This is a genomic window from Streptomyces sp. Tu6071, from assembly GCF_000213055.1.
Classification (GTDB): Bacteria; Actinomycetota; Actinomycetes; order Streptomycetales; family Streptomycetaceae; genus Streptomyces; species Streptomyces evansiae.
In genome coordinates this window covers 2,594,825-2,611,637 of record NZ_CM001165.1, presented here as the reverse complement: position 1 = coordinate 2,611,637, position 16,813 = coordinate 2,594,825, and the positions used below count along the sequence as shown (strand labels likewise).

13 protein-coding genes are annotated in these 16,813 nt (G+C 73.7%); 4 read left to right on the top strand and 9 right to left on the bottom strand.

What is annotated here, in order from left to right; translation table 11 throughout:
• Positions 1-1,339: 1,339 nt before the first annotated feature.
• Positions 1,340-1,864 carry a universal stress protein gene (locus tag STTU_RS10605; protein WP_007822581.1) on the top strand — a complete coding sequence of 175 codons (525 nt, stop codon included), beginning with the start codon at positions 1,340-1,342 and terminating at the stop codon, positions 1,862-1,864.
• Between the two features lie 132 nt (positions 1,865-1,996).
• On the opposite strand, the gene glmS is transcribed toward STTU_RS10605, so the two are convergent.
• The 7 genes from glmS to STTU_RS10570 all read right to left on the bottom strand — a co-directional run bounded on the left by glmS (position 1,997) and on the right by STTU_RS10570 (position 11,578).
• Positions 1,997-3,820 carry a glutamine--fructose-6-phosphate transaminase (isomerizing) gene (gene glmS, locus STTU_RS10600; protein WP_010264707.1) on the bottom strand — a complete coding sequence of 608 codons (1,824 nt, stop codon included), beginning with the start codon at positions 3,818-3,820 and terminating at the stop codon, positions 1,997-1,999.
• A gap of 163 nt (positions 3,821-3,983) precedes the next feature.
• Positions 3,984-4,268: a hypothetical protein gene (locus STTU_RS10595; RefSeq protein WP_007822579.1), complete on the bottom strand. Its 285-nt coding sequence runs from the start codon at positions 4,266-4,268 to the stop codon at positions 3,984-3,986.
• 553 nt (positions 4,269-4,821) lie between these two features.
• Positions 4,822-5,223 (bottom strand): hypothetical protein, encoded by a 402-nt coding sequence (locus STTU_RS10590; RefSeq protein ID WP_007822578.1) that lies wholly within the window; start codon positions 5,221-5,223, stop codon positions 4,822-4,824.
• A 308-nt stretch (positions 5,224-5,531) separates the two neighbouring features.
• Complete coding sequence (locus tag STTU_RS10585; protein ID WP_007822571.1) at positions 5,532-6,704, bottom strand: acyl-CoA dehydrogenase family protein; 1,173 nt, start codon at positions 6,702-6,704, stop codon at positions 5,532-5,534.
• 130 nt (positions 6,705-6,834) lie between these two features.
• Entirely contained in the window at positions 6,835-7,776 is a 942-nt protein-coding gene (locus STTU_RS10580; protein WP_043254775.1) for a hydroxymethylglutaryl-CoA lyase, read from the bottom strand.
• Entirely contained in the window at positions 7,773-9,773 is a 2,001-nt protein-coding gene (locus STTU_RS10575; RefSeq protein ID WP_007822558.1) for a biotin carboxylase N-terminal domain-containing protein, read from the bottom strand. Before STTU_RS10575 ends, STTU_RS10580 begins: the two co-directional genes overlap by 4 nt.
• A 65-nt stretch (positions 9,774-9,838) precedes the next feature.
• Positions 9,839-11,578: a carboxyl transferase domain-containing protein gene (locus STTU_RS10570; protein WP_007822556.1), complete on the bottom strand. Its 1,740-nt coding sequence runs from the start codon at positions 11,576-11,578 to the stop codon at positions 9,839-9,841.
• 132 nt (positions 11,579-11,710) lie between these two features.
• Between STTU_RS10570 and STTU_RS10565 the strand changes: the two genes are divergently transcribed.
• Positions 11,711-12,298 carry a TetR/AcrR family transcriptional regulator gene (locus tag STTU_RS10565; protein WP_007822554.1) on the top strand — a complete coding sequence of 196 codons (588 nt, stop codon included), beginning with the start codon at positions 11,711-11,713 and terminating at the stop codon, positions 12,296-12,298.
• A gap of 113 nt (positions 12,299-12,411) precedes the next feature.
• Here STTU_RS10565 and STTU_RS10560 read toward each other — a convergent pair whose 3' ends face one another.
• Positions 12,412-13,917: an MDR family MFS transporter gene (locus STTU_RS10560; RefSeq protein WP_007822553.1), complete on the bottom strand. Its 1,506-nt coding sequence runs from the start codon at positions 13,915-13,917 to the stop codon at positions 12,412-12,414.
• Positions 13,918-14,373: 456 nt separating this feature from the next.
• On the opposite strand from STTU_RS10560, the gene STTU_RS10555 reads away from it, so the two are divergent.
• Positions 14,374-15,183 (top strand): alpha/beta fold hydrolase, encoded by an 810-nt coding sequence (locus tag STTU_RS10555; RefSeq protein WP_007822551.1) that lies wholly within the window; start codon positions 14,374-14,376, stop codon positions 15,181-15,183.
• 575 nt (positions 15,184-15,758) lie between these two features.
• Here STTU_RS10555 and STTU_RS10550 read toward each other — a convergent pair.
• The gene (locus tag STTU_RS10550; RefSeq protein WP_007822548.1) at positions 15,759-16,376 is read right to left on the bottom strand and encodes a nucleoside/nucleotide kinase family protein; all 618 of its coding nucleotides are present in this window, start codon (positions 16,374-16,376) and stop codon (positions 15,759-15,761) included.
• A gap of 201 nt (positions 16,377-16,577) precedes the next feature.
• Between STTU_RS10550 and STTU_RS10545 the strand changes: the two genes are divergently transcribed.
• Entirely contained in the window at positions 16,578-16,763 is a 186-nt protein-coding gene (locus STTU_RS10545) for a hypothetical protein (RefSeq protein ID WP_007822546.1), read from the top strand.
• The last annotated feature ends 50 nt before the right edge of the window (positions 16,764-16,813 follow it).

Genomic DNA, 16,813 nt, shown 5'->3' with positions numbered 1-16,813 from the left:
GCCTCTCGCCGGTGGCCAATCCCCATAGGGTGCGTGGCGCCCGCGCGAGGCTTTCCACCCTGCTCGGACGGGGCTTTGGCGGGGGTAAGGGGCACTCAGCCGGTTGCCCGATAAGTTGGCTGAAAAGCTACGGGGGGCGTGTGCGGGAATGCGTCACTCCCTCAGGGCGCGCGCCCCTGTGGCGCGTTGCTCCCACCGCGCTCCCGAGCGCGCCTCGGGCGCCGGGGCGTACTCGGGCGTACGGGCCTCGCACCTCGCCAGATGAGCGGGCGCTCGCTCAGCCTGACGCAGCATCACATGACAGCCCGCGCACACCGCCGCGAGCCCCAGCGCCGCCCCCGCGCCCCCACCCGCGCGCAGCCCGCAGGCGAGCGGGACCACCGTAAACAGGACGCCGCCGAACACCGCCCAGCGCGTGATGACTTCCCGGTGGGCGGGGGCGGGGGAGGTGGTGCGGGGGGCGGTACGGGAGGTGGCGGGCGCGGTGGGGCGGGTGGCGGCTGCGGTGTGGCGTACGGGGGCTGCGGCGTGGCGGGTGGGGGCTACGGCGGGGTGGGCGGGGGTGATCGGGGGCTCCTGTACCTGCGCCTGTGCGCGCGTGGGCGCGGAAGTGAGGGTGTCGGCCGGCCCGGTGGGACCGGTGCGGGACGGAAGGGGCACGGGCGGCACTCCCTGGCGGGCTGGCGGGCTGGCGGGCTGGCGGGCGGGCAAGGGGCGGCGATATGGGGCCGGGACGGCGTGCGAGGCCGGAGCGGCGGTGTGGGGCCGGGCGGTGAGCGGGCGGGGCGGTGGTGCGGGAGGCGGGGCGCTGCTGTGGGGTGCGGGCCGGTGGTGCGGGGGGCGCGGGCGGGTGGGTCGGCGTGTGTGCCGGTGGTACGAGGCTCCGGGTGGTCCGCCCGTTCAACGTCCGCCCCCGCGCGCGGTCACTCCCGCACGCCGGGGCGCGCACCCGCATCACCCGCACGCCACCGCGCCCACCTCCGCGCCCCCGCTCCCTCCACGCCCGCTCCCGCCCCGTACCTCTGCCGCCGTTCCACCCCAGGGGCCAGCTTGTGAACGTGGCACGCGCCACCGGCCATTGCCAGAGGGGGCAGAACTCGGGCATGCTCCCTGGAACGCGTCGGCGGACCGCCTCGGGCGGGCCCTTCGGGGAGGAGTGAGGCCGTACCCTTGGGGGTATGGGCTGGGGAAGGCGATTCCCGGACAGTCGCACGGTCCGTCGATCGCGCCGCTCCCTGCTCCTCCCCCTGTGCCGTTTCCCCGCATTTCTCCCTGATTCGCTTTCCCTGATTCCTTCTTCCCTCTTCCTTGTCACGAGGACTCACTCGCCGAGACACCGATGGCCGGTCACGAATTCCCCGAACCAGCGGACCGCAAGCGGCCCACCGCCGAAACGGCGGCCGATCCCCTCGCGCTGGAGGAAAACCGCCCGTCCTGCGATCCGGCCTTCCGGCACGGCGTCGTGGTCGGCTTCGACGGTTCGACCTCCAGTGAACGGGCTCTCTCCTACGCCGTGGGGCTCGCGCTGCGCGCCGCCTCCGCGCTGATCATCGTCCACGTGGCCAACCGGCTGCCCACCACGGTGTGGGCGGGCTGCGAGCCACCCGTCTTCGTCGACGTCCCCGACCACCGCACCGAGGTCCTCGGCCTGGAGCTGGCCTGCGCCGACTTCCTCTCCGAGGTGCCCTGGGTCCTGGTGGAGCGGGGCGGCGACATCTGCCACGAACTGGAGGAAGTGGGCAAGGAGTACGAGGCGGACGCCATCGTCGTCGGCACGACGCACGGCGTCGTGGGCCGCATCTTCGGCTCCGTCTCCGGCCGCCTCGCCCGCCGCGCCCAGCGCCCGGTGATCGTCATCCCCTGAGCGGGACGGGACACGGGACGCGGGACACACGGCAAGGGGCGCCCCCTCACGAGGGGACGCCCCTTGCCCGTACGAGTGATTCCCGTACCCGCACCCGCATGCGGGCCTGGGTGAGTGCCGTCGTGCCGTCGGCTACTCCACCGTCACCGACTTCGCGAGGTTGCGCGGCTTGTCGATGTCGCGGCCCATCGCGAGGGCCGTGTGGTAGGCGAAGAGCTGGAGCGGGATGCCCATCAGGATCGGGTCCAGTTCGTCCTCGTTCTTCGGCACGACGTACGTGTCGTCGGCCTTCTCCTGCTTCTGGTGGGCGACGGCGAGGACGCGGCCCTCGCGGGCCTTGATCTCCTCGATCGCCGCGCGGTTCTTCTCCAGGAGGTCGTCGTCGGGGACGATCGCGACCGTCGGCAGCGCGGGCTCGATGAGGGCGAGCGGGCCGTGCTTGAGCTCCGAGGCCGGGTACGCCTCGGCGTGCACGTAACTGACCTCCTTGAGCTTGAGGCTCGCCTCGCGCGCCACCGGGTAGCCGCGCACGCGCCCGATGAACATCATCGAGCGGGCGCCCGCGTACGCCTTCGCCAGCTCCTGAACCTCGTCCTCGCGCTCCAGGATCTCGGCGATCTGCCCGGGAAGCCGCCGCAGCCCCTCCAGGAGCCGCTTGCCGTCCGCGACGGACAGGTCGCGGATGCGGCCGAGGTGCAGGGCGAGCAGCGCGAAGGCGACGGTCGTGTTGGTGAAGCACTTGGTCGAGACGACGCAGACCTCGGGCCCGGCGTGCACGTAGATCCCGCCGTCCGTCTCGCGGGCGATCGCGGAGCCCACGACGTTGACGAAACCGAGGACCTTGGCGCCCTTGCGCTTCAGCTCCTGCACGGCCGCGAGCACGTCGTACGTCTCGCCGGACTGCGAGACGGCGATGTACAGCGTCTCGGGGTCGACGACGGGGTTGCGGTAGCGGAACTCGCTCGCCGGCTCGGCGTCGGCGGGGATGCGGGCGATCTCCTCGATGAGCTGCGCGCCGATCTGCCCGGCGTGGTACGAGGTGCCGCAGCCGAGGATCTTGATGCGGCGCACGGTGCGGGCGTCGCGGGCGTCGAGGTTGAGCCCGTCGAGCCGCACCGTCGAGAAGCGCTCGTCGATCCGGCCGCGCAGCACGCGGTCGACGGCCTCGGCCTGCTCGCTCATCTCCTTGTGCATGTACGTGTCGTGGCCGCCCATGTCGTACGACTCGGCCTCCCACTCCACCGTGGTCGTCTCGGGGTTCGTGCGCGAGCCCTCGGTGGTGTAGGTGCGGAAGTCGTCGGCGGTGAGGGTCGCCATCTCGCCGTCGTCGAGCGTGACGATCTGGCGGGTGTGGGCGACGAGGGCGGCGACGTCGGAGGCGACGAACATCTCCTTGTCGCCGATGCCGAGGACGACGGGGGAGCCGTTGCGGGCGACGACGATGCGCTCGGGGAAGTCGGCGTGCAGCACCGCGATGCCGTACGTGCCCTCGATCTGGCCGAGCGCCGCGCGGACCCTGTCCTCCAGGGTCTCGTGGGGGGCGCGCGCGATGAGGTGGGTGAGGACCTCGGTGTCGGTCTCGGAGGCGAAGACGACGCCGTCGGCGGTGAGGCGGGCGCGCAGTTCGTCGGCGTTGTCGATGATGCCGTTGTGCACGACGGCGACCTGCTCGGCCGGGTCGAGGTGGGGGTGCGCGTTGTGGTCGCTGGGGGCGCCGTGGGTCGCCCAGCGGGTGTGCGCGATGCCGGTGGTCCCGGCAAAGCGCTTGGGGACGCGTGCCTCCAGGTCGCGGACGCGGCCCTTGCCCTTGGCGAGCTTGAGGCCGGGGGTCTTCGCCTTCGGGCTGGTGATCACGACACCCGCCGAGTCGTACCCCCGGTACTCCAGGCGCTGGAGCCCTTCGAGCAGCAGCGGAGCCACGTCGCGTCGCCCCACGTATCCCACGATTCCGCACATATCGCTTCCGCCCCTTGTGGTGGTACGGGCCGGTCCGGTGGTCCGGGCCCTCTCGGGTGGTGCAGCCCCTCTCGGGCGGCGGGTCCCTCTCGGGTGCCGCCGCACCTCGCGGGTGCTGCGGGCCGGGTCCGCGCGTCCTGGGCGCGCCCGGCCGTGACGAGCCTCAGCCGTAGACGAGGCGCCGTAGCTGCCGCAGGGACAGCCGGGGCGGGGCCACCGCGCGGTGCGGCAGCTCCTCGGAGATCCGCGCGAAGATCGCCGGGTTGGTCAGGCCCTTGGCCTGCAGCTCCCGGTGCCGTCTGCGGACCCACTCCTCGGTGGTCTCGTCGTAGAACGCCAGGACGTCCAGCACCACGCGGTGGGCCTCGCCACGGCTCAGCGGGGTGCTCCGCGTGAGGTGGTCGAGCAGCTCGTCGAGCGGGTCGGGGTCGGTCCGGCGTTCTTGCACTCGTCGATATTGGGGGAGGGGGGTGGGGTTCTGCAAGAAATCTGCCCGATATCGGGCAGGGGGGTGAGGGTGAGGGGGGTGCGGGGTGGGGTGGGGTGGGGGGGTGCGGGAGGTGCGGGGTGGGGTGGGGTCCTTCGGGCGAGTGGGTGGGCGTGTGAGGCGAGGCAGCCCCCTCCCGCCCGGGGGGACGACCCCTACACCATCATCCCAAGCCGCCACGCTCCGTAACCCCGCGAACCCGTTCCGCGCCCGAATCTGTGGATAACCTCGCTGAAACCGCACAACGGCTCACTCCGAAGAGTGAGCCGTTGTGCGGCGACGACCTGGTTTTGCACAGGGGGCGAGTGGTCCGCAACCGCTCGGTGTACGGCGGGCTGCCGGTCAGCGCCTCTTCGGCTGCCCGTGCGTGGCAGCCGGCCCACCCGTCCGTGGCAGACGGCCTCCCCGTCATGGCCACCTGGGCTGCCCTTCATGGCCACCTGGGCTGCCCGCCCTCGGCCACCCACCCCTCACCACCCGGCCGCCCGCGCCTGGCTGTCCGGGCCGCCGCCCCTCAGTGGCGGCTCTTGCTCGTACCGCTGCGGCTGCGGCTTCGGCTCTTGTTCGTGCCGCTCTTGTGGCTCTTCCGGTGGCCGTTCGAGTACGAGGAGGACGAGCCGTGCGACGACTTCTCGCAGTCGTCGTCCTTCGGCGTGAACTTCAGCCGGGCGCCCGGCGCGGCGGAGCTGGCCTTGCTGTAGTCCTTCTGCTTCACCTCGTACCAGCGGCCGTCCTGGCTCGACTTGCCGTTGACGTCGTCGAGTTGCACGCAGTAGAGCGAGGAGGGGTTGTTCGTGGTCCGCACGAGCGTCCCCCTCACCGCCTTCTGCCCGCCGCCGCACGCCGTGAGCGAGAGGCTGAGCGCGAGGCCGAGACAGGCGGTGGCGACGGTGGTGGTGCGGCGTCGGGTGTGCATGGAGATCCCCCCGGGTAACGGACGCCGCCCCCTGCGGCGCCTCTCCAGTAAGTCCGCTCCGTATGCCCGGACGGTTCCCGCACGGGTGTACGGAGCAGAACCTTGGAACTTTACCCGAAGGGCGGCGGCGTCATCCCGACGGGGGCGCGACCCCGTGCGGCGGGCCCGACCGCCCCCAAGCGGCCGGACCCCCGCGTCCGGCTCGCGCTGCCCGCACCGGCCCAGCTCGCGCCGCTCGCGCCCCCCAGCCCCGCTCGCGCAGCCCAACGCCTCCAGCCCGCCCCCGCTCTACGCCCGCCCGCCCCCGCTCAGGCCGCCGTCGGCAGCCCCAACTCCCGGGCGATCAGCATCCGCTGGACCTCGCTCGTGCCCTCGCCGATCTCCAGGATCTTCGCGTCCCGCCACATGCGCGCGACCGGGTACTCGTTCATGAAGCCGTAGCCGCCGTGCACCTGCGTGGCGTCGCGCGCGTTGTCGACGGCGATCGTCGACGAGTACAGCTTCGCGAGCGCCGCCTCCTTCTTGAACGCCTCCCCGCGCACGAGCCTGCTCGCCGCGTCCCGCCACGACAACCGCGCGGTGTGCGCCCGCAGTTCCATGTCCGCGATCTTGAACTGGAGTGCCTGGTTGGCCCCGATGGGCTTCCCGAAGGCGTGCCGTTCCTTCGCGTACGCGACCGACTCGTCCACGCAGCCCTGCGCGAGCCCCGTCGCGAGCGCCGCGATCGCGACCCGGCCCTCGTCGAGGATGCGGAGGAACTGCGCGTACCCGCGACCGAGTTCGCCGAGCAGGTTGGCTGCCGGGACCCGTACGTCCTGGAAGGACAGCTCGCGCGTGTCCGAGGCGTTCCAGCCGACCTTCGAGTACGGGGCCGCCACGGTGAAGCCGGGGGTTCCCGAGGGCACGATGATCGAGGAGATGCGCGGGCGGCCGTCGTCCTTGCGCCCGGTCACCGCCGTCACCGTCACCAAGCCCGTGATGTCCGTACCGGAGTTGGTGATGAAGCACTTCGAGCCGTTGATGACCCACTCGTTCGTCGCCTCGTCGAGCACCGCCGTCGTGCGGGTGCCGCCCGCGTCCGAGCCCGCGCCCGGCTCGGTGAGGCCGAAGGCGCCCAGGAGTTCGCCCGCGCACAGGCGCGGAAGCCACTCGCGCTTCTGCTCCTCGGTGCCGAAGAGGTGGATCGGCATGGCGCCGAGCGAGACGCCCGCCTCCAGCGTGATCGCCACCGAGGAGTCCACTCGGGCGAGTTCTTCGAGCGCCAGGCCGAGCGCGAGGTAGTCGCCGCCCATCCCGCCGTACTCCTCGGGGAACGGCAGCCCGAAGAGCCCCATGCGGCCCATCTCGCGCACGATCTCGTACGGGAACTCGTGCCGCTCGTAGTAGTCGCCGATCTTCGGCGCGACGACGTCGTGCGCGAACTCCTCGACGGTGCGGCGCAGTTGTTCGTGCTCCTCGGTGAGCCTGTGGTCCAGCGGCATGGGGGTCACTCCTCGGTACGGGTGAGCGGGGGCGCGTCCGGGGTGCCGGGACGCGGGGGAGGGGGAGGGGTGCCGCCGGTCGGGCGACGGAGGGGACGGGGCAGGGGTGGGGACGGGGATGCGTACGGGGTCAGGAACCCGCCAGTGCGCGGACCGTGCGGGACGGGGACGGGCGGCCCAGGTGGCCGGCCATCCACGTACTCGTCGCGACCAGGGAGTCCAGGTCGACGCCGGTCTCGATGCCGAGGCCGCGCAGCAGCCACACGAGGTCCTCGGTCGCGAGGTTCCCCGTCGCGCTGCGCGCGAAGGGGCAGCCGCCGAGGCCGCCGGCCGAGGCGTCGACCGTGGTCACGCCCATGTGCAGCGCCTCCAGGGTGTTCGCGAGGGCCTGCCCGTACGTGTCGTGGAAGTGCACGCCGAGCGTCGCGAGCGGCACGCCCGCTTCCGTGAGGGCCGTGAGCAGCGCCCGTACGTGCCCGGCCGTCGCGACGCCGATCGTGTCGCCGAGGCTCAGCTCGTCGCAGCCCATCGCTTCGAGCGCCTTCGCGACCCCGACGACCCGCTCGACCGGGACCGGGCCCTCCCACGGGTCGCCGAAGCACATCGACAGATAGCCGCGCACGTGCGCTCCGGCGGCCTTCGCCTGCGCGACGACCGGCGCGAAGACCGCCAGGGACTCGTCCACGGTGCGGTTCAGGTTGGCCTTCGCGAAGCTCTCCGTGACGCTCGCGAAGATCGCCACGCGGTCCGCGCCGAGCGCGAGCGCCCGCTCCAGGCCGCGCGCGTTCGGGACGAGGACGGGCAGCCGCACGCCCTGCTCCCGCAGATCCGCGAGACGAGGGAACAGCTCCTCGGCATCGGCGAGTTGGGGCACCCACTTGGGGTGAACGAAGCTCGTGGCCTCGACCGTCGTGAGCCCGGCGCTCGCGAGCCGGTGCACGAACTCGGCCTTCACGTCGACGGGAACGGTGCTCTTCTCGTTCTGGAGTCCGTCGCGCGCACCGACCTCGTGGATACGGACGCGGGAGGGCAGCCCGTCGAGCGGAACCGTCATCGGGAGTCCCGTGCTCATCGCGCCACCTCCGTCAACGGCTCGACGACCGCGAGGACTTCGTCCATCGCGACGGTGCTGCCCTGCCGCACGGCGATCCGGGTCACCGTGCCGTCGTGCGGCGCGGTGATGACGTGCTCCATCTTCATCGCCTCCACCACGAGCAGTCCGTCGCCCGCCCGGACCGCGTCGCCCTCCTGGGCCTTGACGACCGTGACCGTGCCCGGCATCGGCGCGGTGAGCGAGCCCGTGCCGCCCGCGCCCCCGGCCGCGCGCAGCGCCGCGGCGACCGGGTCGTGGTCGCGCACCTCCCACGCGTCCCCGTCCCGCCCGAGCCAGTCCCCGGCCCGTACGAAGCGGAGCCGCCGCCCGACCGCCGTGACCGTCACGGCCTCCTCGCTCACCTCGGCGTCCGCGGGCACGGTCCGCTCGACCGGCTCGTGGCCCGGCACCCGCAGCGGCACCCGCAGCGGAGCCGGGGTCCCGCCGAGCCGCCACCCGTCCCCGGCGGCGAAGGGGTCGCGCCAGCCGGGGCCCGCGCCGCCCGCCGTCACGGCCGCCCTGCGCACCGCCGCTGCCGCCGCGTACACCTCGCGCGGCACCTCCGGCTCCACGAACCCGGCCGCCTCGCGCTCGACGAGGCCCGTGTCCAACTCGCCCGCCACTACCCGCGGATGGGCCAGCAGGCGACGCAGGAAGCCCGCGTTCGTCTGGACGCCGAGTGTGACGGTGCGGGAGAGCGCGCCGCGCAGGCGGCGCAGGGCCGTGTCCCGGTCCGGGCCGTACGCGATGATCTTGGCGAGCATCGGGTCGTACGCGCTGCCGACCTCGACGCCCTCGCTGAGCCCCGAATCGACCCGCACGCCCGGCCCCCCGGGCTCTTCGAGGCGCAGCACCGTGCCACCGCTCGGCAGGAACGCCGGTGAACCGTCGAGTACTTGGACGGACTCGGCGCAGATGCGCGCCTCGACCGCGTGCCCGTCGAGCCGTACGTCCTCCTGCGCGAGCGGGAGGGGCTCCCCGGCCGCGACCCTGATCTGCCACTCGACGAGGTCGAGTCCGGTCACCAACTCGGTGACAGGGTGCTCGACTTGGAGACGCGTGTTCATCTCCATGAAGTAGTACGCCTCGGGGGCGGTACCCGCCGGGGCGTCGGGGTCGGGCCCGGGGACGATGAACTCGACCGTGCCCGCGCCCTCGTAGCCGCAGGACCGGGCCGCGCGGACCGCCGCCTCGCCCATCGCCGCGCGCGTCGCCTCGTCGAGCAGGACCGAGGGAGCCTCCTCGATGAGCTTCTGGTGGCGGCGCTGGAGCGAGCACTCGCGCTCGCCGAGGTGGATGACGTTGCCGTGCCGGTCGGCGAAGACCTGGATCTCGATGTGCCGGGGGCGCTGCACCCAGCGTTCGACGAGGAGGGTGTCGTCCCCGAAGGAGGAGCGGGCCTCTCGGCGGGCCGCCGCGATCTCCTCGGCGAGCAGTGCCTCCTCGTGCACGAGGCGCATCCCCTTGCCGCCGCCGCCCGCCGAAGGCTTGAGCAGCACCGGCATCCCGATCTCCCGGGCCGCGTCGGCGAGTTCCTCGTCGTCCAGGCCGCTGCCGCTCGACCCGGGCACGACGGGCACGCCCGCCGCCTTCACCGTCTCCTTGGCGCGGATCTTGTCGCCCATGAGGTCCACGGCGTCCGCCGGGGGGCCGATGAAGACGAGGCCCGCGTCCGCGCAGGCGCGCGCGAAGGCCGCGTTCTCCGCGAGGAAGCCGTAGCCGGGATGCACCGCCTGGGCGCCCGTGCGCCGCGCTGCCTCCAGCAGCGCGGGCACCGAGAGGTAGCTCTCGGTCGCGGGCGCGGGGCCGATGCGGACGGCCTCGTCGGCCTCCCGTACGTGCCGGGCGCGCGCGTCGGCGTCGCTGTAGACCGCGACCGAGCGGATGCCGAGGGCGCGCAGGGTGCGGATGACGCGGACGGCGATCTCGCCGCGGTTGGCGATGAGGACGGTGTCGAACAGAGCGGTTCCTGGCATGGCCACCTTCGAAGTCGCCTTTGACGTCGGGGGATGTGAGGTCGTCACGGGGGTCGTCATCGGGATCACATCCGGAAGACGCCGAAGCGCGGTTCGGGCAGCGGCGCGTGGGCGCAGGCGGTGAGCGCGAGGCCGAGGACGCGGCGCGTGTCGAGCGGGTCGATCACGCCGTCGTCCCACAGGCGCGCGGTCGCGTAGTAGGCGTCGCCCTGCTTCTCGTACTGCTGCCGGACCGGCGCCTTGAAGCGCTCCTCGTCGTCGGCGGGCCACTCCTCGCCGCGCGCCTCCAACTGGTCGCGCTTGACGGTCGCGAGGACGGACGCGGCCTGTTCGCCGCCCATGACGGAGATCTTCGCGTTGGGCCACATCCACAGGAAGCGGGGGCCGTAGGCCCGGCCGCACATCGAGTAGTTGCCCGCCCCGTACGAGCCGCCGATGACGACGGTCAGCTTCGGTACGCGCGTCGTCGCGACCGCCGTGACCATCTTCGCGCCGTGCTTCGCGATGCCGCCCGCCTCGTAGGCGCGGCCGACCATGAAGCCCGAGATGTTCTGGAGGAAGAGCAGCGGGATGCCGCGCTGGTCGCACAACTCGATGAAGTGCGCGCCCTTCTGGGCCGATTCGGAGAAGAGGATGCCGTTGTTGGCGACGATGCCGACCGGGTGGCCGTGGACGTGCGCGAAGCCCGTCACGAGCGTCTGCCCGTACTCGGCCTTGAACTCCTGGAAGCGCGAGCCGTCCACGATCCGCGCGATGACCTCGCGCACGTCGTACGGGGTGCGCGAGTCGGCCGGGACGGCCCCGTACAGGCCCGCCGGATCGACGGACGGCTCCTCCGGCTCCCGTACCGCCCACGGGAGTTCCTTGCGCCCGGGCAGTGTCGCGACGATGTTCCGCACGATCCGCAGCGCGTGCGCGTCGTCCTCGGCGAGGTGGTCCGTGACGCCGGAGACGCGGCTGTGGACCTCGCCGCCGCCCAGCTCCTCGGCCGTCACGACCTCGCCCGTCGCCGCCTTCACGAGCGGCGGGCCGCCGAGGAAGATCGTGCCCTGGTCGCGCACGATGACCGCCTCGTCGCTCATCGCGGGCACGTACGCGCCCCCGGCCGTGCACGAGCCCATCACCGAGGCGATCTGCGGAATCCCGGCCGCCGACATACGGGCCTGGTTGTAGAAGATCCGCCCGAAGTGCTCGCGGTCGGGGAAGACTTCGTCCTGCATCGGCAGGAACGCGCCGCCGGAGTCCACGAGATACACGCACGGCAGGCGGTTCTCCAGGGCGACCTCCTGCGCGCGCAGGTGCTTCTTGACGGTCATCGGGTAGTACGTACCGCCCTTGACCGTCGCGTCGTTGGCGACGACGACGCTCAACCGGCCCGAGATCATGCCGAGTCCGGCGACGACCCCGGCGGCGGGCGCGGCCCCCTCGTACAGCCCCTCGGCGGCGAGCGGTGCCAGCTCCAGGAACGGCGAACCGGCGTCGAGGAGCCCGTCGACCCGGTCGCGCGGGAGCATCTTGCCGCGCGAGACGTGCCGCTCGCGGGCGCGCTCGCCGCCGCCGAGCCGGGCCCGCTCCAGGCGCGAGCGCAGCTCGTCGGCGAGCTTCGCGTGCGCGGCCTCGTTGGCGCGCCACGTCTCGGAAGCGGGGTCGGCGGCGGTGGTGAGGACGGGGGCGAGCTGGGAGGACGCCGCGGGGTGGACGCCGGAGGGGGCGGCCTGGGGGCCGGGGGAGTGGGCGCGGTGGAGGTGCGGGGCCGTGCCGCCCGTACTGCCGCCGCCGCCCGTCGCCGTCATCTGGTCCGCCATGCGGTCGATCCCCTCGCCGGCCGGGCTCCGTCGCCCGGCGGTCGCTGAACGTATGAATAAGCGTGTTAGTGAGCGTTAACGTCTGCCATTCAGGTTAACGAGCGCTAACGGCCTTGTCTAGAATGACTTCCCATGAGCACCAGCCCCGCGAGCGCAGACGCGCCGACAAGACGGGTCCAGATCCTCCGGGAGGCCGCCCGCCTCTTCGCCGCGCGCGGCTTCCACGGGGTCGGGGTGGACGAGATAGGCGCGGCCGTGGGCATCAGTGGCCCCGGCCTCTACCGGCACTTCGCGGGCAAGGACGCGATGCTCGCCGAACTGCTCGTCGGCATCAGTGAGCGCCTGCTCGCGGGCGGACGCGCGCGCCTCGCGGCGGCCGAGGGACCCCCGGAAGCGGTACTCGACTCGCTCCTCGCCGGCCACATCGACTTCGCTCTCGACGACCGCGCCCTGATCGTCCTCCACGACCGGGAACTCGACCGCCTCCGCGACGAGGACCGCCGCCGGGTGCGCCGCCTCCAGCGCGAGTACGTCGAACTCTGGGTGGACACCCTCCGCAAGGTCCGCCCCACGACGGACGAGCCGAGGGCCCGCGCGACGGTCCACGCGGTCTTCGGCCTCCTCAACTCGACCCCGCACCAGGTGGCGGACGGCATCGGACGGGCCGAGATGGGGGAACTGCTGCTGCGGCTGGCGCGGGGAGCGTTCGGGGTGGCGTGACCCGCGTGCGGGGTGGGGGCGGGCCGGTGCGGAGGACGGCCGGGCGCGGCATCCGCCCGGATGCCCCGCGCCCGCACCGCCGCCGTACCTCGCCCCGCACCGTCCGGCGTCGCTCACGCCGTCTCCGTCGCCCCCTTGCCGCCCTCCGCCACCGGCTTCGCGGGCTCCTTGCCCCGCAGCGGGACCTCCTCGATCGCCAGGGCCGCGAGGAGGGCCGTCACGCCCACACACGCTCCCACCAGGAAGATCAGGTGCGTGGCGTGGGCGACGTGCGCGGCGTAGACGGGGCCCTTCGCGGGGCCGCCCTGGACGCTCGACGTGAAGAGCGAGGCGAAGATCGCGAGGCCGAGGGAGCCGCCCAGGGTGCGGAAGAGGTTGGTCGCCGCCGAGGCCGCGCCCATGTCCCGCATCGAGACGGAGTTCTGCGCGATCGTGTTCGACATCTGCATGGCGAAGCCGCTGCCGATGCCCAGGAAGATCATGGAGACCGTGGTGAGGGAGTGGGGCGTGCCGGTCCCCGCCGTCGACAGCAGGCCCATGCCGACGACCATGCTCGCCGCGCCCACGACGGGGAAGAGCTTGTAGCGGCCCGTCGCCGACATGACCTTGCCCGCGACGCTCGTCGCGACGAGCGTCGCGATCATCATCGGGAGCAGCAGCAGGCCGGAGTGCGAGGCGGTCGCGCCCTGCACCACCTGCTGGTAGAGCGGGAGATAGAGCGTCGCCCCGAACAGCGTCATGCCCGTCACTGTCAACAGCACCGCCGCGAGCGGGAAGTTGCGGTGGGCCGTGTAGACGCGCGGCGGCATCAGCGGGTCCGCCACGCGGCGTTCGGTCACGACGAAGCCCGCGAGGAGCGCGACGGCGAGCGTGCCGAGGCCGAGGATCTGCCACGAGCCCCACGCGTACGTGCTGCCCGCCCACGTCGCCGCCATCACGAAGGCCGAGATGGCCCCGCTGAGCAGCACGATCCCGGCCCAGTCGATCCGTACCGCCCCCTGTCGCTCCCGCGCCGGGAGCCGCAGCAGCAGGCCGCACCACGCGAGGCACACGAGACCTACGGGGACGTTCACGTAGAACGCCCAGCGCCAGCCGAAGTGCCCGGTCACGAAGCCGCCGACGAGCGGCCCGCCGAGCTGCCCGACCGCCATCACGGCGGCCACCATGCCCTGGTACCTGCCGCGTTCGCGCGGCGGCACGAGCGCGCCGATCAGCGCGAAGGCCCCCGCGCCCATGCCGCCCGCGCCGAGTCCCTGCACGACGCGGAAGGCGATGAGCGCGTTCATCGACGGCGCGAGCCCGCACGCCACCGACGTCACGAGGAAGAGCACCACCGAGGCGAGGAAGACCCGTTTGCGGTCGAAGAGGTCACCGAGCTTGCCCCACACGGCGGTCGAGCACGCGGTCGCGAGGGTGTAGCCGGTGACGACCCACGACATCCGGTCGAGCCCGCCGAGGTCGTCGACGACGGTCGGCATCGCGGTCCCGACGATCAGGCCGTCGAGCATGGACAGGAGCAGGGCGAGGAGCACGCCGAGCAGGACCCAGCGGACCCGCACGGGGCGGCGGGCGGGCGCGGGGGCGGCAGGAGAGGGGTCCTGGCGCGGAGTGTCGGCCATGACGTCCCCCTTTCTCGGTCTGGGGCAGGGGAGCGGCGGTACGGGGACGTGCCTGCCGTACGACGAGCGTAACGAACGCGTTCGTCACGAACAAGTTCGTCGCGCTGCGTCGGCACCCGCCCCCGCGCCCCGGCACCCCCTCGGTGGATCTGATCAATGACTTCCCACCGGGGAACGACGCCGCACCTCGCGGCGGCACGCGCAGACGTACGAAGGCGCTCGCGGGCCGCCCCTCGCCCCCTCGGCCCCGGGGAGATCGCGTCGCCGTACGCCCTTGATCGCCGTACGCGGAATGCCGCCGCACCACCCCGCCCCCAGGTGTACCTTCAGCCCAGCCCAGCCCAGCCCAGCCCAGCCCAGCCCAGCCCAGCCCAGCCCAGCCCAGCCCAGCCCAGCCCAGCCCAGCCCAGCCCAGCCCCCTCCGTTCGTTGTTCGTTCCGCCGAGGAGTCCCCGTCATGACGCAGCAGCCCGCGCCCGCCGCCGACTTCCCCGTCGTCCCGCTCCCCGGCGCCCGCCTCGCCTGCACCGTGCGCGGGACGGGCCCCGCCGTCCTGCTCGCGCACGGGATCACGTGCAGCCGCGCCCATGACGCCCGCTACGGCCTCCCCGACTACGCGCCCGTCGCGGCGCACCACCGCCTCGTCGCCTACGACGCGCGGGGGCACGGCGAGAGCGGCGGCAGGCCCGAACCGGCCGCGTACGAGTGGAGCGCCCTGGCCGGGGACATGCTCGCGCTCGCCGACCACTTCTCGCCGGAGACCCCCGTCGCCGCGATCGGCTGCTCCATGGGCACCGCGACGGCGCTGCACGCCGCGCTGCGCGCCCCCGAGCGCTTCTTCGCGCTGGTCCTCACCGCCGTCCCCACCGCCTGGGAGACGCGTGCGGCGCAGGCCGGGCTCTACCGGCGGATGGCGGCGCTCGCCGCCGAGGACCCCACCGCGCTGGACGCGCTGCGCGCCGCCGCGCCCACCCCGCCGATCTTCGCCGGGCGCGACCAGGGCGGCGTCGACGTCCGCGCGGCCCTCCTGCCCGCCGTCCTGGAGGGCGCCGCGGGCTCCGACCTTCCGGCCCCGGAGACCCTCGCGCGCATCACGGTCCCCACGCTCGTCCTCGCCTGGGACACCGACCCGGGCCACCCCGTCTCCTCCGCCGAGACCGTCGCGCGGCACATCCCGGGCGCCCGCCTGTCCGTGGCGCGGACGGCGGCGGAGGTCGAGGGCTGGGGGCAGGTGGCGGCGGACTTCCTGCGGGAGGCGGGGAGCTGAGGGCGGGGCCCTCGTACGCCGCCCGCTGCCGGGCGTGCGGCGGGTGGAGGAACTGCGTCTCCTGGGCGGGCCGTTGGGTTCGATCGGGACCGGGCGGCTCGGGCTCCGCACGCCCGGCGCCCGGGGCCGGGCGGCCTTCGCCGCACCGCTCGCCCCGCCGGACGTCCGCACCGGCCCCGGGGGCCCGCCCCTGCGACGCGCTCGTGCGTGAGCCGCGGAGGTGCCCAAGTCGTGGGCGGGAAGTCTCGTCATCGCGCGCAAGACGGGGCGATGACCGGGCACGCCTGGAGCGCCGGGCAACGGACTCCATCCGCCCGGCCGTTGAGGGCACGGCCGATCCCGGCTACCTGTTCCTGCCCGGCGCCTGCGAGCGCGGGTACGCCGTGGCCCGCGCGGCCGTGCCGGACTGATTCGGCGGCGCTTTCCCCGGCGAAGCGATCGTGCTCAGCGTGTGGACCGCCGACACCGCATCGACGCGGCGCGCAAGCGGGCTCGGCCTCGCCGAGGCGGAGCGCTACGGCGCTCCCGGGGCGCCGGGCGACGGCTCGGCACGCGCCCCCGCCCGGGGCCCCGCCTCACCCCCGCACGAGCAGTTCTGCCCGCGCCCGGCTCCCCTCCACCACCCGCGCGTTGACCTCGTCCGACTCCGCCACCCACCGCTCCGCCTCCGCGCGCGGCCTCCCGTACCGCACGTGCCGCTCCACGAGCCGCCGCACACGGGTCGCCGGGTCCGGGGCGAGGAACCACGTCTCGTCGAGCAGGTCCCGTACGGGCGCCCACGGGCCCGTGTCGAGCAGCAGGTAATTGCCCTCCGTGACGACGAGCGGCACGTCCGGCGGTACGGGCACGGCACCGGCGAGCGGTTCCTCCCACTCCCGGCGGAACAGCGGCGCGTAGACGACCTCGTCCGCGACCGGCTCCCGCAGCCGCCGCAGGAGCGCCACGTACCCGGCCGCGTCGAAGGTGTCGGGCGCCCCCTTGCGTCCCGCGCGCCCCAGCCGCTCCAACTCCGCCTGCGCCAGGTGGAATCCGTCCATCGGTACGAGCACGGAGCCGGGCACGGCGGCCACGATCCGCTCCGCCAGCGTCGACTTCCCGGCCCCGGGAGCCCCGGCGATCCCGAGGAGGCGACGGCGGCCGGGGACGGAGAGGCGGCGGGCGCGGGCGACGAGGGCGTCGAAGGAGGGGTCCACGGGCGGCGATTATGCCGAGGCGGGACTGTTTCCGGGCGTCCGGCCGTGGCGCACGCGCGGGTCTCGGCGGGTGTGCGCCTGCTGTACGAAGATTGTTCCGGCCCCGACGCCCGACATCCTCCCCCGAGGGACGCCCTGTACGTGCGGGCGCCCCCGCGTACAGTCGGTTCCGCACGACCACACACTCCCCGGAGGTGCCCCATGACCGCTTTCTTCCCCCTCGGGCAGCTGAAGGCCGGGCCGCCTCCCGAGGCCGAGCCCGAGCCGGTCGGGATGGACCCCGTCGTCGAGGGCGAGGACGACGTCGACCCGGACGAGATGGCGGCGCTCCTCGTCTCCACGCGCGCCCAGCGCGGGCGGCCCGGGGGCGGCTCCTGCGCGGTGTGAGCCGGGCCGGTTCCGCCGTGCGGAGTGCCCCGCGCCCGCCCCTCGGTCGT